At 73.4% G+C, this 25,728-nt stretch carries 24 protein-coding genes and 1 riboswitch; of the genes, 8 read left to right on the top strand and 16 right to left on the bottom strand.

What is annotated here, in order from left to right; genetic code table 11:
* Position 1: 1 nt before the first annotated feature.
* The 3 genes from DCS98_RS12970 to DCS98_RS12960 all read right to left on the bottom strand — a co-directional run bounded on the left by DCS98_RS12970 (position 2) and on the right by DCS98_RS12960 (position 3,293).
* On the bottom strand, positions 2-454 hold the full coding sequence (locus tag DCS98_RS12970; RefSeq protein WP_116451778.1) for a hypothetical protein: 453 nt from the start codon (positions 452-454) through the stop codon (positions 2-4).
* Positions 455-521: 67 nt separating this feature from the next.
* Positions 522-2,300 (bottom strand): proteasome ATPase, encoded by a 1,779-nt coding sequence (gene arc / locus DCS98_RS12965; RefSeq protein WP_116451777.1) that lies wholly within the window; start codon positions 2,298-2,300, stop codon positions 522-524.
* Between the two features lie 117 nt (positions 2,301-2,417).
* Complete coding sequence (locus DCS98_RS12960) at positions 2,418-3,293, bottom strand: tRNA (adenine-N1)-methyltransferase (protein WP_277394611.1); 876 nt, start codon at positions 3,291-3,293, stop codon at positions 2,418-2,420.
* A 95-nt stretch (positions 3,294-3,388) separates the two neighbouring features.
* Between DCS98_RS12960 and DCS98_RS12955 the strand changes: the two genes are divergently transcribed.
* On the top strand, positions 3,389-4,318 hold the full coding sequence (locus DCS98_RS12955) for a RecB family exonuclease (RefSeq protein ID WP_241037852.1): 930 nt from the start codon (positions 3,389-3,391) through the stop codon (positions 4,316-4,318).
* Positions 4,319-4,377: 59 nt separating this feature from the next.
* On the top strand, positions 4,378-5,571 hold the full coding sequence (locus DCS98_RS12950; protein ID WP_116451775.1) for an amidohydrolase family protein: 1,194 nt from the start codon (positions 4,378-4,380) through the stop codon (positions 5,569-5,571).
* Here the strand turns inward: DCS98_RS12950 and DCS98_RS12945 are convergent.
* Both DCS98_RS12945 and DCS98_RS12940 read right to left on the bottom strand, forming a co-directional pair.
* The gene (locus DCS98_RS12945) at positions 5,564-6,277 is read right to left on the bottom strand and encodes an HAD family hydrolase (protein WP_116451774.1); all 714 of its coding nucleotides are present in this window, start codon (positions 6,275-6,277) and stop codon (positions 5,564-5,566) included. The genes DCS98_RS12950 and DCS98_RS12945 overlap by 8 nt on opposite strands.
* Positions 6,274-7,158 carry a VldE C-terminal domain-containing protein gene (locus DCS98_RS12940; RefSeq protein WP_241037843.1) on the bottom strand — a complete coding sequence of 295 codons (885 nt, stop codon included), beginning with the start codon at positions 7,156-7,158 and terminating at the stop codon, positions 6,274-6,276. Before DCS98_RS12940 ends, DCS98_RS12945 begins: the two co-directional genes overlap by 4 nt.
* Positions 7,159-7,171: 13 nt before the next feature.
* Positions 7,172-7,322: riboswitch (cyclic di-AMP (ydaO/yuaA leader) on the bottom strand.
* A gap of 223 nt (positions 7,323-7,545) precedes the next feature.
* Between DCS98_RS12940 and DCS98_RS12935 the strand changes: the two genes are divergently transcribed.
* The gene (locus tag DCS98_RS12935) at positions 7,546-9,159 is read left to right on the top strand and encodes an FG-GAP-like repeat-containing protein (RefSeq protein ID WP_116451773.1); all 1,614 of its coding nucleotides are present in this window, start codon (positions 7,546-7,548) and stop codon (positions 9,157-9,159) included.
* A 19-nt stretch (positions 9,160-9,178) separates the two neighbouring features.
* Here DCS98_RS12935 and metH read toward each other — a convergent pair whose 3' ends face one another.
* Positions 9,179-12,979, bottom strand: coding sequence for a methionine synthase (gene metH, locus DCS98_RS12930; RefSeq protein WP_116451772.1), 3,801 nt, complete (start codon positions 12,977-12,979; stop codon positions 9,179-9,181).
* A gap of 187 nt (positions 12,980-13,166) precedes the next feature.
* Here metH and DCS98_RS12925 point away from each other — a divergent pair, with 187 nt between their 5' ends.
* On the top strand, positions 13,167-14,030 hold the full coding sequence (locus DCS98_RS12925) for a PAC2 family protein (protein ID WP_116451771.1): 864 nt from the start codon (positions 13,167-13,169) through the stop codon (positions 14,028-14,030).
* 56 nt (positions 14,031-14,086) lie between these two features.
* Here DCS98_RS12925 and DCS98_RS12920 read toward each other — a convergent pair whose 3' ends face one another.
* The 3 genes from DCS98_RS12920 to mshC all read right to left on the bottom strand — a co-directional run bounded on the left by DCS98_RS12920 (position 14,087) and on the right by mshC (position 16,700).
* Positions 14,087-14,269 (bottom strand): SRPBCC family protein, encoded by a 183-nt coding sequence (locus DCS98_RS12920; RefSeq protein ID WP_116451770.1) that lies wholly within the window; start codon positions 14,267-14,269, stop codon positions 14,087-14,089.
* Positions 14,270-14,388: 119 nt separating this feature from the next.
* The gene (locus DCS98_RS12915) at positions 14,389-15,450 is read right to left on the bottom strand and encodes an HD domain-containing protein (RefSeq protein ID WP_116451769.1); all 1,062 of its coding nucleotides are present in this window, start codon (positions 15,448-15,450) and stop codon (positions 14,389-14,391) included.
* Positions 15,447-16,700 carry a cysteine--1-D-myo-inosityl 2-amino-2-deoxy-alpha-D-glucopyranoside ligase gene (gene mshC, locus DCS98_RS12910; RefSeq protein ID WP_116451768.1) on the bottom strand — a complete coding sequence of 418 codons (1,254 nt, stop codon included), beginning with the start codon at positions 16,698-16,700 and terminating at the stop codon, positions 15,447-15,449. The genes DCS98_RS12915 and mshC overlap by 4 nt, the downstream gene beginning before the upstream one ends.
* A 109-nt stretch (positions 16,701-16,809) precedes the next feature.
* Between mshC and DCS98_RS12905 the strand changes: the two genes are divergently transcribed.
* Both DCS98_RS12905 and DCS98_RS12900 read left to right on the top strand, forming a co-directional pair.
* The gene (locus DCS98_RS12905) at positions 16,810-17,526 is read left to right on the top strand and encodes a maleylpyruvate isomerase family mycothiol-dependent enzyme (protein ID WP_116451767.1); all 717 of its coding nucleotides are present in this window, start codon (positions 16,810-16,812) and stop codon (positions 17,524-17,526) included.
* Between the two features lie 57 nt (positions 17,527-17,583).
* Positions 17,584-18,090 (top strand): putative glycolipid-binding domain-containing protein, encoded by a 507-nt coding sequence (locus tag DCS98_RS12900; protein WP_206340243.1) that lies wholly within the window; start codon positions 17,584-17,586, stop codon positions 18,088-18,090.
* A gap of 4 nt (positions 18,091-18,094) precedes the next feature.
* Here the strand turns inward: DCS98_RS12900 and DCS98_RS23340 are convergent, their stop codons facing one another.
* The 6 genes from DCS98_RS23340 to DCS98_RS12875 all read right to left on the bottom strand — a co-directional run bounded on the left by DCS98_RS23340 (position 18,095) and on the right by DCS98_RS12875 (position 22,012).
* Complete coding sequence (locus DCS98_RS23340) at positions 18,095-18,538, bottom strand: SRPBCC domain-containing protein (protein WP_241037840.1); 444 nt, start codon at positions 18,536-18,538, stop codon at positions 18,095-18,097.
* Positions 18,535-18,918 carry a VOC family protein gene (locus tag DCS98_RS23335; protein WP_206340241.1) on the bottom strand — a complete coding sequence of 128 codons (384 nt, stop codon included), beginning with the start codon at positions 18,916-18,918 and terminating at the stop codon, positions 18,535-18,537. Before DCS98_RS23335 ends, DCS98_RS23340 begins: the two co-directional genes overlap by 4 nt.
* A 173-nt stretch (positions 18,919-19,091) precedes the next feature.
* Positions 19,092-19,841: an SCO1664 family protein gene (locus DCS98_RS12890; RefSeq protein ID WP_116451766.1), complete on the bottom strand. Its 750-nt coding sequence runs from the start codon at positions 19,839-19,841 to the stop codon at positions 19,092-19,094.
* A 13-nt stretch (positions 19,842-19,854) separates the two neighbouring features.
* Positions 19,855-20,406: a DUF3090 family protein gene (locus DCS98_RS12885; protein ID WP_116451765.1), complete on the bottom strand. Its 552-nt coding sequence runs from the start codon at positions 20,404-20,406 to the stop codon at positions 19,855-19,857.
* Between the two features lie 50 nt (positions 20,407-20,456).
* The gene (locus DCS98_RS12880) at positions 20,457-21,155 is read right to left on the bottom strand and encodes a histidine phosphatase family protein (RefSeq protein ID WP_116451764.1); all 699 of its coding nucleotides are present in this window, start codon (positions 21,153-21,155) and stop codon (positions 20,457-20,459) included.
* A 26-nt stretch (positions 21,156-21,181) separates the two neighbouring features.
* A complete protein-coding gene (locus DCS98_RS12875) occupies positions 21,182-22,012 on the bottom strand; it encodes an undecaprenyl-diphosphate phosphatase (protein WP_116451763.1) in 831 nt (276 codons plus the stop codon).
* Between the two features lie 159 nt (positions 22,013-22,171).
* Between DCS98_RS12875 and DCS98_RS12870 the strand changes: the two genes are divergently transcribed.
* Positions 22,172-23,152, top strand: a complete 981-nt coding sequence (locus DCS98_RS12870) for an aldo/keto reductase (protein ID WP_116451762.1) — start codon at positions 22,172-22,174, stop codon at positions 23,150-23,152.
* Positions 23,149-25,110: an AAA family ATPase gene (locus DCS98_RS12865; protein ID WP_116451761.1), complete on the top strand. Its 1,962-nt coding sequence runs from the start codon at positions 23,149-23,151 to the stop codon at positions 25,108-25,110. The genes DCS98_RS12870 and DCS98_RS12865 overlap by 4 nt, the downstream gene beginning before the upstream one ends.
* A gap of 6 nt (positions 25,111-25,116) precedes the next feature.
* Here the strand turns inward: DCS98_RS12865 and DCS98_RS12860 are convergent, their stop codons facing one another.
* The gene (locus tag DCS98_RS12860) at positions 25,117-25,692 is read right to left on the bottom strand and encodes a dihydrofolate reductase family protein (RefSeq protein ID WP_116451760.1); all 576 of its coding nucleotides are present in this window, start codon (positions 25,690-25,692) and stop codon (positions 25,117-25,119) included.
* Positions 25,693-25,728: the final 36 nt, after the last annotated feature.

The raw sequence follows: 25,728 nt of genomic DNA, 5'->3' as shown, positions 1-25,728 counted from the left end.
CTCAGACCCGGCTGCGGATCTCCCGCACCGGGTGCCCCAGCGCCACGGCGACCCGATCGCGCTCGTCGGCGGAGAGCCAGTCGCGGGCCGGCCAATGCGCGGTCAGCGCCAGCCGCGCGAACCCCGCCGGCCAGACGTACCGCAGGTCGTTCAGCGAGGTCACCGTGCCGCAGCAAGGCGTCCGGACGGCGAGGTCGCGGAAGGCCTGCTCCGACGCCGACGACATGCGTTCGGCCCACCAGTCCTCGGGAAGCGTGTCGCCGCAGCCGGGGCACTCGATCCGCTCGGTGTTCCCACCGGCGTCGACGAAGACCACCTCGGCGTGGCGCTCGGCCCGCACGTCCTCCGCGTCGGGAACGAGGGCACGCAGCGCCCGCAAGGCGCGGCGCACGCGCAGCGCGCCGGCCGTCCACTGCGGATCGGTCGGGACGAGGTGGAGCCGGATGTCGCTCACCCGCCGCGCACCACTGACAGGACGACGGCCCGGCCGCCGCAGCGACCGAGCCGTCGAGGCGTCGGGATCAGAGGTACTGACCGGTGTTGGTCGCCGTGTCGATGGCGCGACCGGACTCGTTGCCCTTGCCGCTGATGAGCGTGCGGATGTAGACGATCCGCTCGCCCTTCTTGCCCGAGATCCGCGCCCAGTCGTCGGGGTTGGTCGTGTTGGGCAGGTCCTCGTTCTCCTTGAACTCGTCGAGGCACGCCGCCGTCAGGTGGCTGACCCGCAGACCCGACGTCCCGGTCTCCAGGTGCTCCTTGATCGCCATCTTCTTGGCGCGGTCGACGATGTTCTGCAGCATGGCGCCGGAGTTGAAGTCCTTGAAGTACAGGACCTCCTTGTCACCGTTGGCGTAGGTGACCTCGAGGAAGCGGTTCTCCTCGCTCTCGGTGTACATCCGCTCGACGGTGCGCTGGATCATCCCGGCGATCGTCGCCTCGCGGCTGCCCCCGTGCTCGGCCAGGTCGTCGGGGTTGATCGGCAGCGACGTCGTCAGGTACTTGCTGAAGATGTCGCGCGCTGCCTCCGCGTCCGGACGCTCGATCTTGATCTTCACGTCCAGCCGGCCGGGCCGCAGGATCGCCGGGTCGATCATGTCCTCGCGGTTGGAGGCGCCGATGACGATGACGTTCTCCAGGCCCTCGACGCCGTCGATCTCGCTCAGCAGCTGCGGCACGATCGTCGACTCGACGTCCGACGACACCCCCGAGCCACGCGTGCGGAAGATCGAGTCCATCTCGTCGAAGAACACGATGACCGGCGTGCCCTCGCTGGCTTTTTCCCGCGCCCGCTGGAAGACCAGCCGGATGTGCCGCTCGGTCTCGCCGACGTACTTGTTGAGCAGCTCCGGGCCCTTGATGTTGAGGAAGTAGGACTTCCCCTGGTTGGCGTCGCCGTTCCCCTTCGCGGCAGCGACCTTCTTCGCCAGCGAGTTGGCGACCGCCTTCGCGATCAGCGTCTTGCCGCAGCCGGGCGGGCCGTACAGCAGGATGCCCTTCGGCGGGCGCAGCTCGTACTCGCGGAACAGGTCCGCGTGCAGGAACGGCAGCTCGACGGCGTCGCGGATCTGCTCGATCTGCCGGGAGAGACCACCGATGTCGGAGTAGTCGATGTCGGGGACCTCTTCGAGGACGAGCTCCTCGACCTCGCTCTTCGGGATCCGCTCGTAGACGTAGCCCGAGCGCGACTCCAGCAGCAGCGAGTCGCCGACGCGCAGCGGCTGACCGGTCAGCGAGTCGGCGAGGTAGACCACCCGCTCCTCGTCGGTGTGCCCGATGACCAGAGCCCGCGGCGTCACGCCGTCGACGGGCTCCAGCAGCTCCTTCAGCATGACGACGTCGCCGGCACGCTCGAAGTCGCGCGCCTCCACGACGTTCATCGCCTCGTTGAGCATGACCTCCTGGCCGGTCCGCAGGCCCTCGACCTCGACGTTCGGCGACACCGAGACCCGCAGCTTGCGGCCGCCGGTGAACACGTCGACCGTGCCGTCCTCGAACCGGGTCAGGAAGACGCCGTAGCCCGACGGCGGCTGGCCCAGCCGGTCGACCTCCTCCTTGAGCGTGACGAGCTGCTCGCGGGCGTCGCGGAGGGTGCCGGCCAGCTTGTCGTTGCGCTCGGAGAGGAACGCCGCACGCCCCTCGGCCTCGGCGATCCGCTCCTCGAGCTGGCGCACCTGCCGGGGGCTGTCGGCCACCTTCCGCCGGAGGAGGCCGATCTCTTCCTCGAGGTAGGAGATCTGGCTGAGCAGTGCCGCGACGTCTCGTTCACGCCGCGCGCGGATCTCGTCGGGACCCAGACTCATCGCGCACCTCCACACTCATCGAGGGAGTCGAGACGCAAATCTATACACGCGCTCCGACAGTTCGCCGTGGGCTCGCGGGTAGCTGTGACCGGCTCGTCACACACGCCCCAGCCGCGGTCAGAACTTCTGGGCGCGCCGCTGGCGGATCGGCGCCACGGCGCCCTCGGCGAGCCGGCGGCAGGTGACCAGGAAGGCGGTGTGCGCGACCATCCGGTGCTCCGGCCGGACGGCGAGCCCCACGGCGTGCCACGGGCGCAGCAGCGACTCCCAGGCGTGCGGCTCGGTCCACACGCCCTGCGCCCGCAGCGCCTCGACGTAGGTGGACAGCTGCGTCGTCGTCGCCACGTAGCCGACCAGGACGCCGCCCGGCCGGAGGGCGGCCGCGACCGTGGGCAGCACCGCCCAGGGCTCGAGCATGTCCAGGACGACGCGGTCGACGACCTCCTCGGCCGGGTGGTCGGCCAGGTCGCCCAGCCGCAGCGACCAGTTGGCCGGCACCTCGCCGAAGAAGGCCTGCACGTTGCCCCGCGCGACGTCGGCGAAGTCCTCCCGCCGCTCGTAGCTGGTCAGCGATCCGGACGAGCCGACGGCCCTCAGCAGCGAGCAGCTCAGCGCGCCGGAACCGGCCCCCGCCTCGAGCACCCGCATCCCGGGGCCGACGTCCCCGAAGCCGACGATCTGCGCGGCGTCCTTCGGGTAGATGACCTGCGCGCCGCGTGGCATGGACAGCACGAAGTCGGCCAGGAGCGGCCGCAGCGCCAGGTACCCGGTGTTGGCCGTCGAGTGGACGACCGAGCCCTCGGGAGCCCCGATCAGGTCGTCGTGGCGGATCGCACCGCGGTGGGTGTGGAACTCCTTGCCCGGCTCGAGGACGACGGTGTGGTGCCGGCCCTTCGGGTCGGTGAGCTGCACCCGGTCCCCGGCGACGAACGCCCCGGGCACCGGCTCCCGCTGCTCGGTGGCCTGGACGTCGGGTCGCTGCTCGATCTCCACGGGCGCTCAGGGTACGGACGGGGTCGGTGTGACCCGTGTCCCCAGTGCGGCGCGGGCACTCGGAACTGTCGGAGGGGCGACCTAGCCTCGGGTGCATGACGGCGATGGTCGAGACGGACGTGAGCACCGGGGTCCAGCCCGACGAGGCGCAGGCCCCGCGCCGCCCGTCCCTGTCCCCGAGCCGCGCGGCCGACTTCAAGACCTGCCCGCTGCTCTACCGCTTCCGCACCATCGACCGGCTGCCGGAGCGCAAGAGCCTCGCCGCGGTGCGGGGCACCCTCGTCCACTCGGTGCTGGAGAAGCTCTACGACCTCCCCGCGGCGGGCCGCACGGTGGCGGCCGCGCAGGAGCTCATCGAGCCGGCCTGGGCGGAGCTGCGCGACGAGCCGGGCATCGCCGACCTGTTCGAGGTGGTCCAGGACGACGGCGCCGAGACCGACGCGAACGCACCCGAGTCGGTGGAGGCGTGGCTGGCCTCGGCCGGGAAGCTCGTCGAGAAGTACTTCGCGCTGGAGGACCCCACCCGCATCGAGCCCGACGGGCGCGAGCAGCTGGTCGAGGTGACGTTGCCCGACGGGCTGCTGCTGCGCGGGTTCGTCGACCGGGTCGACGTGGCGCCCAGCGGGGCGATCCGGGTGGTCGACTACAAGACGGGCTCCATGCCGCGCGAGGCCTTCGAGGCCAAGGCGTTGTTCCAGATGAAGTTCTACGCGCTGGTGCTCTGGCGCACGCGGGGCGTCGTCGCCGCGCAGCTGAAGCTCATCTACCTCGGCGACGGCGACACGCTCACCTACGCCCCGGACGAGGCGGAGCTGGTGCGCTTCGAGCGCACGCTGCTCGCCATCTGGGCGGCCATCGAGCGGGCGGTCGCGACCGGCGACTTCCGCCCCAACAAGACGCGGCTGTGCGGCTGGTGCGACCACCAGGCCGTCTGCCCGGCGTTCGGCGGCACTCCCCCGCCGTTCCCGACGGAGGCGGCCGCGGCGGCCGGCTGGCAGACCCTCCCGATCGTCGAGCGCGACTGAGGAGCAGCCGCGCACGAGACCGGTCACGGCCGCCGGGCCGGTCACTAGCCTGATCCGACGTGCACGGGTACCGGGCACGGAGCGCCTTCGACGGCGAGCGATTCCTCCCCGACGGCGCCCTGGTGCTGGTGGAGGGCAGCCGCATCGTCGGCCTGGAGGCCGCGTCGTCGGCGGTCCCGGACGGCTGCCCGGTCACCGGGCTACCCGGTGCCACGCTCCTCCCCGGCCTGATCGACGCCCACGTCCACCTGTGCGGTGACGCCGGACCCCGCGCGCTCGACCAGCTCCCGGAACTGACCGACGACGACCTCGACGGGATCGTCGGGGCATCGATGGCCGCATCCCTCGCGGGAGGCGTCACCGCCGTCCGCGATCTCGGCGACGCGCACTGGGCGGTGGCCGACCGGCACCGCGGCCGCCGGCTCGGACCCACCGTCGTCGCGGCGGGACCACCGATCACCACACCGGACGGCCACTGCGCGGCCATGGGCGGCGGGGCGACCGGCGAGGCGGGCCTGCGCCGCGCGGTGCGCGAGCGGGTGGCGCACGGCGTGGACGTCGTGAAGATCATGACCAGCGGTGGCCTGATGACCCGCACGACCGACGTGCTGGCCTGCCAGTTCACCCTGCGCGAGCTCCGGGCGGTCGTCGACGAGGCGCACGCCGCCGGGCTGCCGGTGGCCGCGCACGCGCACCCGCTGGCGGCGGTCGAGCTCTGCGTCGCCGCGGAGGTGGACTCGATCGAGCACTGCACCTGCATGACCGCCGACGGCCTCCGCCTGCCCCCGGGGCTCGCCGAGGCGATCGCGGCAGCCGGGATCGTCGTCTCCCCGACGTTCGCCCGGGTCGAGACCGCCGTCCCCCCGCACATCCGGGCAGCCCTCGAGCGCGCCCACATGACTTGGGAGGACCGCTATCCGCAGCTCGCGGGCCTGCACGCGGCCGGGGTGACCCTGATCGCCGGTGTGGACGCCGGGATCAGCCCGGCCAAGCCGCACGGGATCGTCGCGGAGTCCGTGGCCGAGCTGGTGAGATCCGGCATCCCGGTCGCCGAGGCGCTCGCCGCCGCGACCAGCGTCGCGGCCCGCGCCTGCGGCATCGGCGACCGGACGGGCCGGCTGGCGGTCGGGCTGGAGGCGGACCTCCTGGCCGTGGAGGGCGACCCGCGCACCGACGTCGCGGCCCTGCGGGCCGTGTCGCTCGTCGTCTCGCGCGGGCAGCGGGTGACCCCGGCGGCCGACGCGATCAGCTGACGGTCGGGCGGTCCGCCAGCTCCCGCTCGAGCACGTCGGCCAGCTCCGCCACCCCGACGCCGACGAGCCCCGCACGGAGGACGAGGCCGGGCGCCGGCGCGAGCGCCTGCAGCGCCGGCACGCCGAGGACGGCCGCCCCGGCGGCCAGACCCGCGGCCACACCCGACTCCGAGTCCTCGATCACCACGCACTCCCCCGGTTCGACGCCCAGCCCCTCCATCGCCTGCAGGTACGGCGCCGGATCGGGCTTGCGCGCCGGCACCTCGTCCCCGCAGACGGTCACGTCGAACGGGTCGTCCCCGAGGTCGGCCCGGATCGCCGCCAGCACGATGTCGGCGATGCGGCGCGGCGTCGTCGTCACCAGCGCCGTCCGCAGGCCGGCCGCGCGCACCCCGGTGACCAGCTCACGGGCGCCGGGGCACCACGTCACGCCGGCCGCCATCAGCTGCGCCGTCCGGTCCTCGACCCAGCGGGCGTCGGCGAGCAGCTGCTCCTCGGACCGGACCAGCCCGAGGTCGGCGTGCAGGATCGTCATCGACCGGCGCATGGTCGAGCCGACCGTCGACGCCCGCGCGACCTCGGACATCCGGCCACCGAGCCGGGCGGCCAGCTCGAACATCGCCTGGCCCCAGTACTGCTCGGTCTCCACGAGCGTGCCGTCCATGTCGAAGAGCACCGCTCGCAGGTGACCCACGGGCTGGGTCATCCGCGGTAGTTCACGTGCACGTGGTCGTAGTGGTTGGCCGTCGCGCTGCCGCGGTCCTCCATGCCCTTCCACGAGCCGCCGGGCGAGGACAGCATGCGCTGCTGCCAGATGATGTACTCCACGCCCAACTCGTCCCAATGCGCGACGTGATAGGCCACGATCGCGTCCCCGAGCGACGGGTTGCACATGTAGTCCAGCGCCAGGCCGGACGGGTGCCCACCGGGGTCGGCCGCGCTGGCGCGGGTGCCACCGATGGTGATGCCGGCCGCGCCGGGCACGTTGGAGACGACCGCGTTCGCGGCGTTCTGCGCCACGGCCTTGATGGGTCCGGCGCTGTTGCTGATCTTCGCGATCACGCTGGCGGCCACGGACGCGGCCGGAGCGGCGGGGGCGGCTGCGGCGGCAGCTGCCTGCGCAGCGGCGGCCTCGGCGGCGGCAGCTGCGGCAGCGGCCTCCTCGGCGGCCTTGCGCTCGGCCTCGGCCTTGGCCGCGGCGGCGGCCTCCTCGGCCTGGGCCTGCGCGGCGGCAGCGGCCGCCTGCTCGGCGTCGCGCTCGGACCGGCTGGCGGCCAGCTGGTCGAGCAGCTGGGGCTCCTCCATGGCGGGCTCGTCGATGCCCGAGCCGTCGATGCCGAGGGCGGCGGCGACGGCGACCGACGGCGAGTCCGCCGTCGCGTTGGCGGCCTCCTCGCCCGACAGCAGGTTCACCAGCGCCAGCGTGCAGACGGTGGCGACGCCCAGGGCGTAGGCGACGCGGGAGCTCGGCGCGGAGCGGAGCCGGACCCTGCGGTGCCTGGCGGCCGGCCGGGGGGACTGTGCGGTGTCGCTGCCCGCCTCGGCGGAGTCGACGGGCTGTGCGGTGTACGTGTTCAGGGGCGCCACAGGGGGCGGCTCTCCGTTCTTCCTCAGCCGCCTACCGAGTTAGCTGACGGGTTCGGGCCGGAAGTTGCCCTACCTGCGCATGCGCGCAGGATTCACCCCAGAGGAACCATGGGTCCCCGGTCTGCCACGGCACACGGCCGCGCACAGTTCGGCGGTGTCCATCGGGGTCCTCATGTTCGAGGAGCGGGGCCCGTCGGACAGATTACGAAAGTACTACGAAACGTCGTGGCGCGTGACGTGATGCTTGCCCACTTGACACGCCGCCCGCTATGAGGGTCCTCGGAGGATGCGCCCGGTGACCTCTGGCCCTCCCCCCGTGGAGCGGGTGGCCGGACCCTGAGCTGGAACCCGCCGGGCACCCGCGCCGTCCGCACCGTGGAGGCTCCCATGGCCGCTTCGCAGGGCATCGTCGGCCGCTCCACCCGGCGGGTCCTCGCCGTCCTCGCGCTCGCCCTGCTGGTGAGCGCGGGCGGGCCGTGGGCAGCGACCCCGGCAGGGGCGGCGACGATGTACGGGCACGACATCTCCTGGCCGCAGTGCCCGACGTCGGGTGGTGGCGGGCTCCCCCTGCCGCCGGCCGACACCCAGTTCGTCATCGTCGGCCTGACCCGGGGCCTCCCCTTCACGGTGAACCCGTGCCTGCAGAGCCAGGTGGACTGGGTCCGGGCCAACGCCAAGCCGGCGCACGCGTACACGATCGCCGCGTTCCCGACGGCGCAGCAGCTCGACACCTACGGCACCCAGGGACCGTGGTCCGCCACCACCAGGGCCGGTCGCCTGGCGAACGTCGGCTACGCCGAGGCCGTGGCGGCGCGGGCGAGCCTGACGAGCACGTCCTTCGCGCCCCCGGTGGTGTGGATCGACGTGGAGCCCCGGAGCGCCCAGCCCTGGCCGACGGGGACACGGGCGCTGGAGCGGGAGAACCGGCTCGTGCTCGAGGGCGTGATGCGCGGGCTGCGTGACGGCGGCATCCCGTTCGGGCTCTACTCCTACACGAACGCCTGGACGTCGATCACCGGCTCGTGGTGGCTGCCCGGCGTCCCCGTGTGGGCGACGGCGGGGCGGCTCGACTACCCGACGGAGGCGCAGGACCGCTGCACGCAGCCGAGCTTCTCCGGGGGCCGGGTGTACGTCTCGCAGTGGTACGACGACGTCCGCGACTACGACCTCACCTGCGGCACGTACGCGTTCACACCGCTGCCGATGCCGCCGTCCGTGGCGCCGGAGACCAGCGACTTCGACGGCGACGGGGGCGGGGACGTGCTGGCCCGGGACCGCGCGACGGGCGCTCTCTGGCTCTACGGCCGAGACCCGACGGCGCCGGGCGTGACGTGGCGAGCTCCGCGTCAGGTGGGCAACGGCTGGCAGACGATCGACGCGCTGGACACCGTGGGCGACTTCGACGGCAACGGCACCGTCGACGTCCTGGCCCGCTGGACCTCGACCGGGGAGCTGTGGCTCTACCCCGGCGACGGCACCGGCGGCTGGCTGGCTCCGGCGCGCGTCGGCGTCGGCTGGAACGGCATGAACGCCCTGGTGGGGCCGGGCGACTTCGACGGGAACCAGCGCGTCGACCTCCTGGCCAGGGAAGGCTCCACCGGGGAGCTCTGGCTCTACCCCGGCAACGGCACCGGCGGCTGGCTGCCGCGGGTGCGCGTCGGCTCCGGCTGGAACGTCATGAACGCCCTCGTCGCACCCGGCGACTTCACCGGCGACGGCACCGCCGACCTCCTCGCCCGCGAGACGTCCAGCGGAGACCTGTGGCTCTACCCCGGCAACGGCACCGGCGGCTGGCTGCCGCGGGTGCGCGTCGGCTCCGGCTGGAACGTCATGAACGCCCTCGTCGCACCCGGCGACTTCACCGGCGACGGCACCGCCGACCTCCTCGCCCGCGAGACGTCGACCGGGGAGCTCTGGCTCTACCCCGGCAACGGCACCGGCGGCTGGCTGCCGCGGGTGCGCGTCGGCTTCGGCTGGAACGGCATGGACGCCATCGTGTGAGACGGCGGAGGGTGGCGCGTCACTCGTCCTCGGTGCGGTACCCCAGGTTGGGCGAGAGCCACTTCTCCGCCTCCGCGACGGTCCACCCCTTGCGGCGCGCGTAGTCCTCCACCTGGTCGCGCCCGACCCGGCCGAGGACGAAGTACCGCGACTGCGGGTGCGAGAAGTACAGCCCGCTGACGGCGGCTCCGGGCCACATCGCCATGTTCTCGGTGAGCTCGATGCCGGCGTTGGCCTCCACGTCGAGCAGCGACCAGATCGTCAGCTTCTCCGTGTGCTCCGGGCAGGCCGGGTAGCCCGGCGCGGGGCGGATGCCGCGGTACCTCTCGGCGATCAGCGCGTCGTTGTCGTGGGTCTCGTCCGGCGCGTAGCCCCAGAACTCCTTGCGGACCCGCTCGTGCAGCCGCTCGGCGAACGCCTCGGCCAGCCGGTCGGCCAGCGCCTCCAGCATGATCGCGCTGTAGTCGTCGTTGTCCTTCTTGAACGCCATGACGCGCTCCATCGAGCCCAGCCCCGCCGTCACCGCGAAGGCCCCGACGTAGTCGCGCAGACCGGTCGCCTTGGGCGCCACGAAGTCCGCCAGCGACTTCCGGGGTGCGCCGTCGCGGCCCTCGGTCTGCTGCCGCAGCTGGTGCAGCGTCGTCAGCACCTCGCCGCGGGACTCGTCGGTGTAGACCTCGATGTCGTCGCCGTCGACCTGGTTGGCCGGGAACAGCCCCAGCACGCCGTTCGCCGTCAGCCACTTCTCGTCGACGATGCGGTCGAGCATCGCCTGCGCGTCCTCGTAGAGCCGCCGCGCCGCCTCCCCGGTGGCCGGGTTGTGCAGGATGTCCGGGAACCTGCCGCGCATCTCCCAGGCGCTGAAGAAGGGCTGCCAGTCGATGTAGCCGCGCAGCTCCTCCAGCGGGTAGTCGCGGAAGGTCCGGACGAAGTGCGTGGCCACGTGCTGCTGGTGGTCGCAGGCCGGGCCGGCGCACACGTCCATCGCCTGCTGCAGCAGCATGCGGGGACGCGGCGGCGTGTAACCGCTCCAGTCGAGGTCGGGGGCAGCCTTCCGGGCGGCGGCGATCGGCAGCATCGTCCGCGTGTCCTGGCGCGCGGCGTGGCGCTCGCGCAGGGCCTCGTACTCGGCCGCCGTCTCCGCCAGCAGCTTGGGTCGCTGCTCGTCCGAGAGCAGGGCGGCGACCACCGGCACCGACCGCGAAGCGTCCTTCACCCAGACGACCGGCCCGTGGTACTTCTGCGCGATCTTCACCGCGGTGTGCGCACGCGAGGTGGTGGCGCCGCCGATGAGCAGCGGGACCTCGAAGCCCTGCCGCTCCATCTCGGTGGCGAGGGTGACCATCTCGTCCAGCGACGGCGTGATCAGCCCGGACAGGCCGATGATGTCGGCCCCCTCCTGCTTGGCCGTGTCCAGGATCTTCTGCGGCGGCACCATCACGCCGAGGTCGACGACGTCGTAGTTGTTGCACTGCAGCACGACGCCGACGATGTTCTTGCCGATGTCGTGGACGTCGCCCTTCGCCGTCGCCATGACGACCTTGCCGTTGGTGCGCTCGGCGTCGCCGGGCTTCTTCTCCGCCTCGATGAACGGGATCAGGTAGGCCACGGCCTTCTTCATGACCCGCGCGGACTTCACGACCTGCGGCAGGAACATCTTCCCGGCCCCGAACAGGTCGCCGACCACGTTCATGCCGTCCATCAGCGGGCCCTCGATGACCTCGATGGGCCGGCCGCCCCGCTCGCTGATGAGCGCGCGCAGCTCCTCGGTGTCGTCCTCGACGAAGGCGTCGATGCCCTTCACCAGCGCGTGGGTGATCCGCTCGTCCACCGGCAGGGTGCGCCACTCCTCGGTGGCCACCTCCTTGACCGAGCCGTCGCCGGCGTAGTCACCCGCGATCTCCAGGAGGCGCTCGGTGCTGTCGGGACGGCGGTTGAGGATCACGTCCTCGATCCGCTCGCGGAGCAGCTCGGGCACCTCGCTGTACACCTCGAGCTGGCCGGCGTTGACGATCGCCATGTCCAGCCCGGCCGCGATCGCGTGGTAGAGGAAGACCGAGTGGATGGCCTCGCGCACCGGGTTGTTGCCGCGGAAGGAGAAGGAGACGTTCGAGACGCCCCCGGAGACCAGCGCCCCGGGCAGGTTCTGCTTGATCCAGCGGGTGGCCTCGATGAAGTCCAGCCCGTAGTTGGCGTGCTCCTCGATCCCCGTGGCGACGGCGAAGATGTTCGGGTCGAAGATGATGTCCTCGGTCGGGAAGCCGACCTGGTCCACGAGGATCTCGTAGGCCCGCCGGCAGATCTGGGTGCGGCGCTCGAGGTTGTCGCCCTGCCCGTTCTCGTCGAAGGCCATGACGACGACCGCCGCGCCGTACTTCCGGCACAGCCGGGCGTGGTGGACGAACTCCTCCTCGCCGTTCTTCAGGGAGATGGAGTTGACGATCGCCTTGCCCTGGATGTTCTTGAGGCCGGCCTCCATGACCTCCCACTTGGAGGAGTCGACCATCGTGGGCACGCGGGAGATGTCGGGCTCGCTCGCGATCAGCTTGGTGAAGCGGTCCATCGCTGCGACGCCGTCGATCATCCCCTCATCCATGTTGACGTCGATGACCTGCGCACCGGCCTCCACCTGCTGGCGCGCCACCGCCAGGGCCGCCGGGTAGTCACCGGCCTTGATGAGGTTGCGGAAGCGCGCGGAGCCGGTGATGTTCGTGCGCTCGCCGATGTTGACGAACAGGCTGTCCTCGGTGACCGTCACCGGCTCGAGGCCGGAGAGCCGCAGCGCCGGCGCCGCCTGGACGGGCACGCGGGGCTTGCCGCCCTCGACCACCTCGGCGATGCGTGCGATGTGGGCCGGGGTGGTGCCGCAGCAGCCGCCGACCAGGTTGACGAAGCCGCTGCCGGCGAACTCGGCCAGGATGCCGGCGGTCTCCTCCGGGGACTCGTCGTACTCCCCGAAGGCGTTGGGCAGGCCGGCGTTCGGGTAGCAGGAGACGAACGTGTCGGCGACGCGGGACAGCTCGGCCAGGTAGGGCCGCATCTCCTTGGCACCGAGCGCGCAGTTGAGCCCGACGAGCAGCGGGTGGGCGTGCCGCACCGAGTGCCAGAACGCCTCGGTGGTCTGCCCCGACAGCGTGCGACCCGACGCGTCGGTGATCGTGCCGGAGATCATCACCGGCCAGCGGCGGCCGCGCTCCTCGAACAGCGTCTCCAGTGCGAAGATCGCCGCCTTGGCGTTCAGCGTGTCGAAGATGGTCTCGACCAGGAGCACGTCCGAGCCGCCGTCGACCAGGCCGTTCGCCTGCTCCAGGTAGGCGGCCACCAGCTCGTCGAAGCCGACGTTGCGCGCGCCGGGGTCGTTCACGTCGGGCGAGATCGACGCCGTCCGGCTGGTCGGGCCGATGGCCCCGACGACGTACCGCGGCTTGTCCGGCGTGCTCCGCGCGTCGCACTCGGCCCGGGCGAGGCGCGCGGAGGCCACGTTGAGCTCGTAGGCGAGCTCCTCCATGCCGTAGTCGGACAGCGAGATCCGGTTGGCGTTGAAGGTGTTGGTCTCGATCAGGTCGGCGCCGGCGTCCAGGTACTCGCGGTGGATGGCGGCGATGATCTCCGGGGCCGTGATGCTGAGCAGGTCGTTGTTGCCCTGCACGTCGGTCGGCCAGTCGGCGAAGCGCTCGCCGCGGTACCCGGCCTCGTCGGGCCGGTCGCGCTGGATGGCGGTGCCCATCGCGCCGTCGAGCACGAGGATCCGCTCCTCGAGCAGGCTGGTCAGCTCGGCGGTGGCATCCGGACGGAGGGTGGGTGACTCGGACACAGGCATTCCCCAGTGGCGCTCTGCTGTGGGTGTGCGGGCTACGAGGCTCCGGCACCCCGGCGGGCTTACCCAGGCTTGGGCGCTCCCGATGTCACCGGCCATCCTCTCATTCCTGGCGCGTCCGGCGGTGCAGACATCACGCGGACGGGTCGAACACCGGGCGGGAGCGGCGGATCGACGTAGGCTCGCAGAGGTGATCGATCCTCAGTCCACCCCGGACGACCTGCCTCAGCTGACCGACCCTCTGGTCGTCGTTGCCTTCGAGGGCTGGAACGACGCCGGGGACGCCGCGACGGGCGCGGTCGAGCACCTCGAGCTCATCTGGGACGCCCAGCCGCTGGCCGCGCTCGACCCCGAGGACTACTACGACTTCCAGGTCAACCGGCCGACGGTGTCGCTCGTGGGCGGGGTGAGCCGCCGCATCGAGTGGCCCACCACGCGCATCTCGGTGGCCCGGCCGCCGGGCAGCGAGCGCGACGTCGTCCTCATCCGCGGCATCGAGCCGAACATGCGCTGGCGCGGTTTCTGCGACGAGCTGATCTCGATCCTGCGCGAGCTCGACGTCTCGATCGTCGTCGCGCTCGGCGCCCTGCTCGCCGACACGCCGCACACCCGCCCGACGCCGGTGACCGGGTCGGCCTACGACGCCGACTCCGCCCGCGCGTACGGCCTGGAGACGTCCCGCTACGAGGGTCCCACCGGGATCCTGGGCGTCTTCCAGGACGCCTGCGTGCAGGCGGGGCTGCCGGCGATCAGCTTCTGGGCCGCTGTGCCGCACTACGTCTCCCAGCCGCCGTCCCCCCGGGCGACCGTGGCGCTGCTGCAGCGGGTCGAGGAGGTCCTCGAGCTGGCCGTCCCGCTGGGCGCCCTGCCGCAGCAGGCCGACGACTGGGTGAAGACCGTCGACGAGATGGCGAACGAGGACGACGAGGTCGTCGAGTACGTGCGCTCGCTCGAGGAGCGGGCCACCGAGCTGGACATGTCGCAGGCCAACGGCGACACGATCGCCAAGGAGTTCGAGCGCTACCTGCGCCGCCGCGGCGCCTCGGGCGGCTGAGCCGTCTCCGCCAGCTGCCCGACGTACGCCGCCCGCTGCCCGAGCAGGCGGCGCAGCTAGGGCGCCAGCAGCGCTCGTCCGACGACCGCGCCCACCGGGCCGAACGGCGCGTCGAAGGAGACCCGGTCGGTCATCCGCGTCGTCGTCCCGTCGCCGACGGGCTGGAAGAGGTGCTCGTGCCGCAGCCGCCGGAAGGGGCCGCGCCACGGGATGCCGACGTGCCGGGCCGTGGAGGTCACCTCGTCGCCGAGGCCCAGCGCCGAGCGCCGGGAAGAAGACGGGCAGCGCCCTGTCGCGCCGAGTGGGGCCCGGACGGTCCCGCGCAGGCGCGACGCAGCGGCTCAGCGGGACGGGGGCGCTACCTGGCCGCGGTGCGGCCCGGAGGGGCGCCGAGGAGCGGCGTCATGCGCGAGGTGGCGTCGGCGTCGAACAGCCGGTCGTGCATGGCCAGGGCGAAGCGGTCGGTCATCCCGGAGACGTAGTCCACGACCTGGGTGACCGCGTCGGCCTCGGTGTCGCGGTAGGACGCGGGGATCAGCTCCGGATGGGCCAGGTGGTGGTCGACCAGCCGGCGGATCACGTCGATCGCGACGTGCTTCTTCCCCGCCGCGGTCTCCGAGGCGTAGACGCGCTCGAACATGAACGCCCGGAGCTCGTGCATGGCCTGCAGCGGTCCCGGGGCCATGACGACGGCTCCGGCGTGGTCGTCCGGCGCCAGCGAGCCCTCGACGACGGCGTCGATCATCGTGCCCACCATCTCGCTGCCCGGTTCGCCGAACACCTCGCGGGCGCGGGCGGGCAGGTCGTCGAGCCGGATCACGCCGGCCCGGATGGCGTCGAGCGCGTCGTGGGACAGGTAGCCGATGCGGTCGGCGTAGCGGACGCACTCACCCTCGCGGGTCGACGGCGGAGGGTCGATCTTCCAGCTGTGCGACCGGACGCCGTCGCGCACCTCCCACGTCAGGTTGAGGTGCTCGAGGACCTCGACGATGCGCACGCCCTGCGCTGCGTGGTGCCAGCCGCCCTCGACGTAGGGCTCCAGCGCGTCCTCGCCGAGGTGACCGAACGGCGAGTGCCCGACGTCGTGCGCCAGCGCGATCGCCTCGGCCAGCGTCTCGTTGAGGCCCAGCGCCCGGGCCAGCGACCGCGCGACCTGGGTGACCTGCAGCGTGTGGGTGAGCCGGGTGACGAAGTGGTCGCCGTCCGGGTTGAGGAAGACCTGCGTCTTGTGCTTGAGCCGCCGGAAGGCCTTGGCGTGCAGGATCCGGTCGCGGTCGCGCTCGAAGGCGGTGCGCAGCGGGTCCTCCGCCTCGGGGCGGGCCCGGCCGCGGCTGGCGGCGGCACGGGTCGCCGCCGGGGCCAGCTCCTCCTCCGCGGCCTCCCGCGCGGCCCGGTCGGTGAACCGGAAGGGCCCTGTCATCCGCAGTCGCCCAGCGCGACGCCGAGCAGCGCGTCGACGGCGTCGCACACGATGCGCGGCGACTCCTCCTCGAGGTCGGCACCGCCCGCGAGCGTCTCCGCCGCCCAGGCGTCGACCAGCGCGATCGCACCGGGGCTGTCGAGGTCGTCGGCGAGCCGCTCGCGCAGGCTGACCAGCAGCGGCGCGGCGGGCGCGCCGGCGTCCAGCGCTACGGCCCGGCGCCAGGTGTCCAGGCGTTCCTCGGCGGTGCGCAACAGGTCCGCCGTCCAGGCGCGGTCGGTGCGGTAGTGGCCCGACAGCAGCGCGAGCCGGATCGCCATCGGGTCGACGCCCTCGCCGCGCAGCTTGGAGACGAACACCAGGTTGCCCCGGCTCTTGCTCATCTTCTCGCCGTCCAGGCCGATCATGGCCGCGTGCACGTAGGCGCGTGCGAAGGGCTTGGTCGCCGTCAGGGCCTCGGCGTGCACCGCGGAGTACTCGTGGTGCGGGAACACCAGGTCGCTGCCGCCGCCCTGGACGTCGAAGCCCATGCCGATGGTGTCCAGCGCGATCGTGGCGCACTCGATGTGCCAGCCCGGCCGCCCGGCGGTGCCCCGCGGCCCCGGCCACGACGGCTCGCCCGACCGCTCGCCGCGCCAGAGCATCGGGTCGAGCGGCTGGCGCTTGCCCGGGCGGTCGGGGTCTCCCCCGCGCTCGGCGAAGAACCCCAGCATGGTGGCCTCGTCGTAGCGGGACTCCGAGCCGAAACCGGGCGCCTGCGAGACGTCGTGGTAGACGTCGCCGGTGCCGTCGTCGAGGACGTAGGCCAGCCCGTCGGCCAGCAGGTCCTCGATGTGGGCGACGATCCGCGGGATCGACTCCACCGCGCCGACGTAGTCCTCGGGCGGCAGGACGCGCAGCGCCGCCATGTCCTCGCGGAACAGCGCCGTCTCGCGCATGGCGAGGACGATCCAGTCCTCGCCGTCGCGGTCGGCGCGCTCCAGCAGCGGGTCGTCGATGTCGGTGACGTTCTGGACGTAGTGCACGGCGTGGCCGGCGTCGCGCCACACCCGGTTGACCAGGTCGAACGCCAGGTAGGTGGCGGCGTGGCCGAGGTGGGTGGCGTCGTAGGGCGTGATGCCGCAGACGTACATCCGGGCCGTCGGGCCCGGGCTGGTGGCCACCACCTCACCGCGGGCGGTGTCGTGGACCTTGAGGACGGGCCCGGTCCCGGGCAGGGTCGGCAGGAGCGGGGCGGGCCAGGAGAGCACGGCACGAGCCTAGTTCGGCGGTCCGACGATCTTGCGTCGCGCACGCGAGGCACCGATCGCGGGCGTCCTCGCCTAGCGTCCAGGTCTCGCGCGTGACGAGGGGGAACCGATGGAGCTCGACGACTACCTGCCCGTCCTGGAGAAGGCGAACGCGCGGTTCGCCGATGCCGCCGCCGAGGCGGTGCTGGCGCACGGCTGGCAGGCCCCGGTCCTCGGCTGCCCCGGGTGGCGGCTGCGCGACCTGGTCTGGCACCTGTCCGAGGTGCAGCACTTCTGGGCGTGGGTGGTGCGGACGCGTGCCCCGGACCCCTCGGCCTACGTCGAGCCGGTGCGCCGTCCCGACGACGAGCTGCTCGGCTGGCTCACCGCCCGGAACGCCGAGCTCGAGACGGCGCTGGCCGGCGCGGACCCGCACGAGCGCGTGTGGACCTGGGCGCCGCAGCAGGACGTCGCGTTCGTCCTGCGCCGGCAGGCGCAGGAGGCGACGGTCCACACCGTCGACGTCGAGCAGGTCCTCGGCGACCTCCGCCCGATCCCGGCCGACGTCGGGCTCGACGGGATCGACGAGTGGCTGGAGGTCATGGTCCCGGGCGCTCTGCCCGACGGCCCGCCGGCGGCGGCGCACCCCGTCGTCCTGCACGCCGTCGACGCCGACGCCGAGCGCACGCTCTTCCCGGGCAGCCGCCCCTTCCCCATCGCCGCCCTGACCGGCACCGCCGGCGACCTCCTCCTGGCGCTGTGGCGCCGCGTGCCGCTGGAGGTGCTCACGGTCGACGGCGACGGCCTGCAGGCGGCGGCGATGATCGACCTCGTGAAGCTGGACTGAGCGTGCCGGGGTTCGTCCCGTTGCCGGCCTTCGCCGCCTGGCGGCCACCTCGACGCCGTGGACGGCTTCGAGGTGGTCTACCCCTCCGACCGCCGGCTGCGGGGGCACACGACGGCCGTCGAGGACGGCCGCCCCTACGCCGTCTCGTACGACATCCGCCTCGCCGACGGCTGGCGCACCCGCGAGGTGCACGTCAGCTCCGAGACCGTGACCGGCCGGCGATCGACCGTCCTGGTGTCGGACGGCGCGGGGCGGTGGACCGTCGACGGCGTCCCGGCGCCGCACCTGGACGGCCTGGTGGACGTCGACCTCGAGGCGTCCGCCTGCACCAACATGCTGCCCGTGCACCGGCTGGCCCTGCCGGACGGCGAGGTCACGGCGGCCCCGGCGGTCTACGTGCGAGCCCTCGACGTGTCCGTGGCGCGCCTGGACCAGACCTACCGGCGCCGGGGCCCGGGAACGTTCGACTACTCGTCCGAGGGCGGCGCCTTCCGCGCCGTCCTCGAGTACGACGCCGCGGGGCTGGTGCTCGACTACCCGGGGATCGCGCGGCGCGCCGCCTGACGCATCAGGCCAGGAGGACGGCCAGCCGGTCCAGGGCCATCCGCCAGCCGAGCGCGTTGTCCTCCGGCGCCACGCCGTCCGGGACGCCCTCGTGGACCGCGTCGAGCTCGGTGCCGCCGTCCCGGTCGGTCAGCGTCATGGTCAGCGTCATCTCGCCGCCCATCGCCGGGTCGGGGGTCTCGAACCGGTCGACCTCCACGACCAGCTCGTCGGGCACCAGGCGGGTGAACCGGGCCCGGTAGACGTCGGCGTGCGCGGTCGTCTTGCCCTGCGCGTCCGGCTGCTCGTAGGTGAGGGTGACGCGGAAGCCGCCGTCCGCCAGCACCTCGACCACGCTGCTCATGCCGTCGGGGAACCGCCACCGGCCGAGCTGCTCCGGGTCGGTGAGCGCCCGGTACACCGCTGCCCGCGGAGCCTGGAGCAGGACGGTGACGCGGGTGGTGCTCACGGCCACGTCACCGCGTGGCGCTCGAACTCCTCGCCGGTCTGGATGCCGACGACGCAGAAGACCAGCCCGGCCGGGTCGAGCAGCTGCCAGAAGGAGCCCATGTCCCGGTGCCGGGTGGCCCCGAGCGCCTCCAGGCGGGCCACCTCGGCCGGGATGTCGTCGGTCTCGATGTCCACGTGCCAGCGCGGCGGCGTCCCCTCGCCGGTGCGCTGGATCTCGACGTGCCACCCGTCGGCGAACGAGCCGAGGGACGCCCAGTCCTCGTCGGTGTGGTCGGGTTCGGCGCTCCGGCCGGTGGCGCCGGCCCAGAAGCCGGTGCCGGCGACGTGGTGCTCGGGCGGCAGGTCGAGCAGCAGGATCGAGAGACGCGAGCGGTGCATGGGCCATCTTGTCGCCCTCCGGGCTCCGACCGCGACCAGGAGCCGTCCCCAACTGCGCTGAGCTCTTCCTCACCGCGCCTCGGGGGACCTCCGGCCCCCGCTCCGCGCGGCGACCTCGCGGGGCGGCTCCGGCGTCCCGCCTCGGGGAGCCTCCGGCCCCGCTCGGCGAACCGCTAGAACGGCGGCCAGGGCAGCGCGGGCCACTCGCCGCTGGGCTCGGGGTGCCGGCCGGTGCGCAGCAGCTCGGTGACCCGCCGCTGCGTGGCCCGCACCTCGCCGCGGGTGAGGTGCTCGTGCAGCTGCTCGCCGAGGTCGCCGCGCAGCTCGTCGCCCAGCCGCTCCAGCACGGCCACGGCATCCTCGGGGAGCCGCTTGCCCGCCCACCGCCACAGCAGGGTGCGCAGCTTCGGGTCCACGGAGAAGCAGATGCCGTGGTCGACGCCGTGCACGTGGCCGTCGAGCATCGGGATGATGTGCCCGCCCTTGCGGTCGGCGTTGTTCACCACCGCGTCGAAGACCGCCATGCGGCGCAGCGCGGGGTCGTCCCGCCGGACGAACGCGGCCAGGTCGACCGTCTCGTCGCCGTCCATCCACAGCTGGACCATGCCCGGGCCGAAGGGCCCGTCGCGCAGCACCGTGGGCGGCACGACCCGCCAGCCGGTCGCCTGCGACACCAGGAACGCGGAGATCTCCCGGCCGGCGAGCGTGCCGTCGGGGAAGTCCCACAGGGGCCGCTCCCCCGCGACCGGCTTGTAGACGCAATCGGCGGCCAGGTCGCCGCACCGGATGGAGCCGACGAGCGTCACGTTGGAGGCGTCGAGCATGCGCCCCTCGAGGTCGATGACGCCCTCGAGCAGCAGCTGCAGCGCCTCGCCGTCGTCGGCCGGGGGGCGCAGATCCGGCTCGACCGGTTGCTCGCTCATGGGGAGCCGCCGGTCAGCGGCGGTAGCCGTTCTGCCGAGGGCACACGTGCCCGGCCGGGTCCAGCGGGAGCGAGCACAGCGGGCACGGCGGGCGGCCGGCTGCGACCACCCGGCGGGCCCGGGCCACGAACGCGCGGGCCGCCATGGGCGTGATCGTCACCCGCAGCGCGTCGGGGCCGTCCTCGCTGTCGGAGAGGATCGCCTCCTCGTCGATCGGCTCGTCGCCGGCGGCCACCGCCTCGACGACGACGGCCTCGGCGGAGCCGTCCCAGGCCAGGCCCATCGCGGCGACGCGGAACTCCTCGTCGACCGGAGCGGTCAGCGGCTCGAGGTCGTCGGGCTCGGCCTCCGCCGGGATGATCGTGCTCGCCCGGCCGGCCACCTCGTCGAGCAGCTCGTTCATGCGGTCGGCGAGGACCTGCACCTGCGTCTTCTCCAGCGCGACGCTGACCGTGCGGCCGCTGTCGTCGGATGCCTGCAGGTAGAAGGTGCGGTCCCCGGGCTGGCCCACGGTGCCTGCGACGAATCGGGTCGGACGCTCGAAGAGATGGACCTGACGGGGCACGCGCCCAGGTTACGCGGCGGGGCCGACGTCCGGCTCCGACGACGCCGAGGTCAGACGGTCGTGCCCGCTCCCCCGCCCACGACGGCGTCCGAGGACTTCCGCGCCCGGCGGCGCCTGCGCGGCGGCGGGATCAGCGCCGAGACGTCCCCGCCGGTGTCGTTCACGCGGACGACGAACGGGCGGGTGTCGGTGTAGGTGACCACCGAGATCGAGGCGGGGTCGACGACGATCCGCTGGAACTGGTCCAGGTGCAGCCCCAGGGCGTCGGCCAGGACCGCCTTGATCACGTCGCCGTGGCTGCAGGCGAGCCAGACGGCGTCGGGGCCGAGCTGCGCGTTCCAGGAGCGGACCGCGGCCACGGCGCGGGCCTGGGTCTGGGCGAGCCCCTCCCCCTCCGGGCCGGGGAACACCGCGGCGGACGGGTGCTGCTGCACGACCTTCCAGAGCGGCTCCTTGGCCAGCTCCTTGATCGCCCGGCCGGTCCAGTCGCCGTAACGGGCCTCGCCCAGCCGGTCGTCGCTGTGCACCTCGAGGTCCCGCCCTGCGGCCACGGCGGCCGCGGTCTGCGCGCACCGCTCGAGCGGGCTGCTCACGACGGCGGCCAGCGGCACCTTCGCCAGGCGCTCCCCCACCGCAGCGACCTGGGCCGCACCGGTCTCGTCGAGCTGCACCCCCGGCGTCCAGCCGGCGAGGACGCCACCGGTGTTGGCCGTCGTCCGCCCGTGCCTGAGCAGGATCACCGTGGTCACAGGACGGAGCGTATGCGCGTCGGGCGTCAGGTCGGGCTGAGCACCCCGGCGCCGACCAGCCCGAGGACCAGCAGGCCCAGCACGATGCGGTACACGACGAAGGGCGTGAAGCTGCCCCGGTCCAGGTAGCGCAGCAGCCAGGCGATCACGCTCAGCCCGACGCCGAAGCCGATCACCGTGGCGAGGAGCGTCGGCCCCCAGTCGACGCCCTGGCCCGCGACGTCACCGGTGAGCGCCTCGTAGGCCTGGAAGAGCCCGGAGCCGAGGACGGCGGGGATCGCGAGCAGGAACGAGTAGCGGGCCGCGGCCGCCCGCGAGTACCCGAGGAAGAGGCCGGCGGTGATGGTGCCCCCCGAGCGGGACACCCCCGGGATGAGCGCCATCGCCTGGGCGAAGCCGAAGCCGATCCCGTGCGGCACGGTGAGGTCGGTCAGCTCCCGCTTCTTGCTGCCCACCCGGTCGGCCCAGAACAGGACCAGCGAGAACGCGACCAGGCAGATGGCGACGATCCGCAGATCGCGCAACGTCGTCTCGATGTCGTCCTGGAACAGCAGTCCGAGGACGACGATCGGGATGCTGCCGACGATGATCAGCCAGCCCATGCGGGCGTCAGGGTCGCCCTTCCGCTTTCCGGCGAGGGAGCCGAGCCAGGCGACGACGATCCGCCAGATGTCCTTGCGGAAGTACAGGAGGACGGCGGCCTCGGTGCCGATCTGGATGATCGCGGTGAACGCCGCGCCCGGGTCCTCCCAGCCGAAGAGCTCGCCGACCAGCCGCAGGTGGGCGCTGGAGGAGATCGGCAGGAACTCCGTCAGGCCTTGCACGACGCCGAGGACGACGGCCTCGAGCCAGCCCATCAGCGGGTTCCCGCCGGGTCGCTGCGGGCAGGTCGGGGCGTGGGGCGGGCGGGCACGACCGATCACCCTAGGCGGGACCGGGCGGGGGCCCAGCGCGCCGCTCCGCGTGCCCCGAGGCTCCCCGGTGCCGGTCGGTGTCCGCCGGTAGGTTGGCCGGTCGTGGAGCAACGCACGCTGGGACGCAGTGGTCTGGTCGTGTCCCGGCTGGCGCTGGGCACGATGACGTGGGGCCGGGACACCGACGAGGACGAGGCCGCCATGCAGCTCACGGCCTTCGTCGACGCCGGCGGCACGCTCATCGACACCGCCGACGTCTACTGCGGCGGCGAGAGCGAGCGCACCCTCGGCCACCTGCTCGCCGACGTCGTCCCCCGCTCGGACGTGCTGGTCGCGACCAAGGCCGTGGGCCGGACCGGCCCCGGGCCGATGGGCCGCGGCGCCTCCCGCGGGCACCTGCTGGCCGCGCTCGACGCCTCGCTGGAGCGCCTGGGCCTCGACCACGTCGACCTGTGGCAGCTGCACGCCTGGGACGAGACGACGCCGCTCGAGGAGACCCTCGCGGCCTGCGACCTGGCCGTCAGCTCGGGCCGGGCGCGCTACATCGGCATCAGCAACTTCACCGGCTGGCAGACCGCGCAGGCGGCCACGTGGCAGCGCGCGTGGCCCGGGCGGACGCCGATCGTGAGCACCCAGGTCGAGTACTCGCTGCTGCAGCGCGGCGTCGAGCGCGAGGTCGTGCCGGCCGCCGAGGCGATGGGGCTGGGCGTCCTGCCCTGGTCGCCGCTGGGACGCGGCCTGCTCACCGGGAAGTACCGGCACAGCACGCCGTCGGAGTCGCGCGGCGCGTCCCCGCAGTGGCAGGGCTTCATCGACGGGCTGCGCTCGGCCAAAGCCGACCGGATCGTCGAGGCCGTCATCACCGCGGCGGAAGGTCTGGGCACCACTCCCCTGGCCGTCGCGCTGGCCTGGGTGCGCGACCGGCCGGGCGTCGTCGCACCCATCGTCGGTGCGCGCACCGCCCAGCAGCTCCAGGCCAGCCTGGACGCGGAGAAGGTCCGCCTGCCCGCCGCGATCCGCACCGCGCTCGAGGACGTCTCCGCCCCGACGTTCAGCTACCCCGAACGCCGGGCCGAGGCATGACCGCTGCGGCGACGCCGGCGGCCGGGGGCGATCCGGTCTTCGCCGCTTTCTGCGCCGCCGGGCTGTGGCCGGGCCTGGGCCGGCGGACGGCCGCGGAGCTGCCCGCGGCCGGCATCACCGCGCCCGACGACGTCACGGCCGACCGGCTGATCAGGCTCCCGCGGGTGGGCCGGCAGCGCGCCGAGCGGTTGTTCTCCAGCTTCCTGTCCGCGCAGCCGACCTACGAGGTGGTCGAGCTGCTGGTGGGCGCCGGCCTGCAGGCCAAGCTGGCCTCCGGCGTCGCCGACTCGCTCGGTCCGGACGCCGCCCGCCGGCTGCGTGACGACCCCTGGGCGCTGCTGAGCCTCTCCGGCGTCGCGCTCGGGGACGCCGATCGGCTGGCGATCGCGATCCTCAAGGGCGCCGACCGGCAGGACAGCCGGCGGGGCCGGGCGATCGTCGGCCTGACCCTCCGGACGGCGACCCGCGACGGCCACACCGTGCTCCCGGCGGACCTGGTGGTCGCGGCACTGCAGGCGGAGGGGGTCGCCGATCCGGCCGCGGCGATCGTCGCGGCCGTGGAGTCGGGCGACGTGCTGGAGCACGAGCCGCCCGAGCCGGAGGATCCGGAAGCCGAGCCGGATCCGGCGCTCCGGTCGCTGTCCCTCGCCCGCTACGGGATGGCCGAGGAGGCGGTCGCCGAGGGCGTCGCCCGGCTGGCCGCGTCCGCCGAGCTCATCGCCGACCCGCTCTCGGTGCGCCGGGTCTCGAAGGGCCTGGACAAGGCGCAGACGGCGGCCGTCGCCCAGGTGCTCGGGTCCGGCGTCAGCCTGCTCACCGGCGGCCCGGGCACGGGCAAGAGCCGTACGGTCGCGGCGATCGTGCAGCTGCTGCGGGCGAAGGGCACGGAGATCGCCCTCGCGGCGCCGACCGGCCGCGCCGCCAAGCGGCTCGAGGAGCTGACCGACCACCCGGCGACGACGGTGCACCGGCTGCTCGGCGCGCAGGGCATGACCGGGGGCTTCTCCCGCAACGAGGAGTGGCCGCTGGACGCCGAGGTCGTCGTGGTCGACGAGGCGTCGATGCTCGACGTCGAGCTGACCGCTGCGCTGCTGGAGGCCTGCCCCGACGGCACCCACCTCCTGCTGGTCGGCGACCCGGCCCAGCTGCCCTCGATCGGTCCCGGCCACGTGCTGGGCGACATGATCGACTCGGGCGCGGTCCCGGTGACCGAGCTGACCACGCTCTACCGGCAGGCCGAGGGTGGTGCCATCGCCCGGCTGGCCACGGCCGTCCGCGGTGGGGAGCTTCCGCCGGTCGACTCCCCGGACCGCGAGGTCGTCGTCGTCCCGGCCACCGGCAGCGCCGAGGCCGCCCGGCGGGTGGTGCAGCTGGTCACCGACTCGATCCCGCGCGCCCTGGGCATCCCCGCGACCTCGGTGCAGGTGGTGACCCCGGTGCACCGCGGGCCGGCCGGCACGATCGAGCTGAACAAGGCGCTCAAGGCGCAGCTCAACCCGGGCGAGGGCACCGTCTTCGGCTTCGACGCCGGCGACCGGGTCGTCGCCACCGCCAACCACCTCGACCTGGAGCCGATCGGCTTCGCCAACGGCGAGGTGGGCGTGGTGACCGGCACCGGCGAGGGGTCGCTGACCGTGGACTTCTCCTCCGGCCCGGTCACCGTCACCGGCGACGCGCTGCCCGACCTCCGGCACGGGTGGGCCATCACCGTGCACCGCGCGCAGGGGTCGGAGTGGCCGGCCGTCGTCGTCGTGCTGCCGCCCGAGGCCGGGGGCATGCTGTCGCGGCCGCTGGTCTACACCGCGCTCACCCGCGCGCAGAGCCACCTGTCGATCGTGCACGCGAGCGGCGCGGCGCTGGCCCGCGCGGTGCGCGAGGTCGACGTCCGGCCGCGGCGCACCCGGCTGGCGACGCTGCTCGCGGATCTCGGGGACCTCGCCGGGGACGCCGCCGGCTGATCCTCGTCAGCCGTGCAGGGTGGGCCGGTAGACGAGCTCCTGGATGCGGCCGTCGAGGGTCTGGCTGGAGACCAGCTCGAGGTCGAAGTCGGCTGCCCCCCGGAAGACCGGATCGGTGCCGGTCCGCCCGGTGATCACGGGGAAGACCGTCAGCTGGACGAGGTCGACCAGCCCCGCGGCCATCAGCGCCCGGTTCATCGTCAGGCTGCCGTGCGAGCGCAGGGGCACGTCGGACTCCTCCTTGAGCGCGGCGACGACGTCGACCGCGTCACCGCGCACGAGCGTGGCGTCCGGCCAGTCGAGGGGGCCCTCGAGCGTCGTCGAGACGACTGTCGTCGGGAGGTTCTTCATGCGGGCGTTCAGCGGGTCGCCCGCCTCGTCGGCCGAGCCCAGGAAGTGCAGGAACTCCCGGAAGGTGTTCGCGCCCAGGACCAGGCGCTGGTCCTGCTGGTACTGGGCGAGGCGGCGGTCGAGGAACTCGGGGCCCTGCTTGCCCCAGAAGCCGCCCCAGTCGCCGTCCTCCCCGTAGGAGCCGAAGCCGTCGAGGGTCGCGAACACGTCGAAGGTGTAGACGGCGGTCATGCGTCCTCCCCGGGGTGCGGATGCGTCACCGTAGGA

The sequence above is a fragment of the Blastococcus litoris genome, assembly GCF_003075095.1.
GTDB classification, from domain to species: domain Bacteria; phylum Actinomycetota; class Actinomycetes; order Mycobacteriales; family Geodermatophilaceae; genus Blastococcus_B; species Blastococcus_B litoris.
Note: the sequence above shows the minus strand (reverse complement) of the source record. Positions and strands in the feature narration are given on the sequence as shown.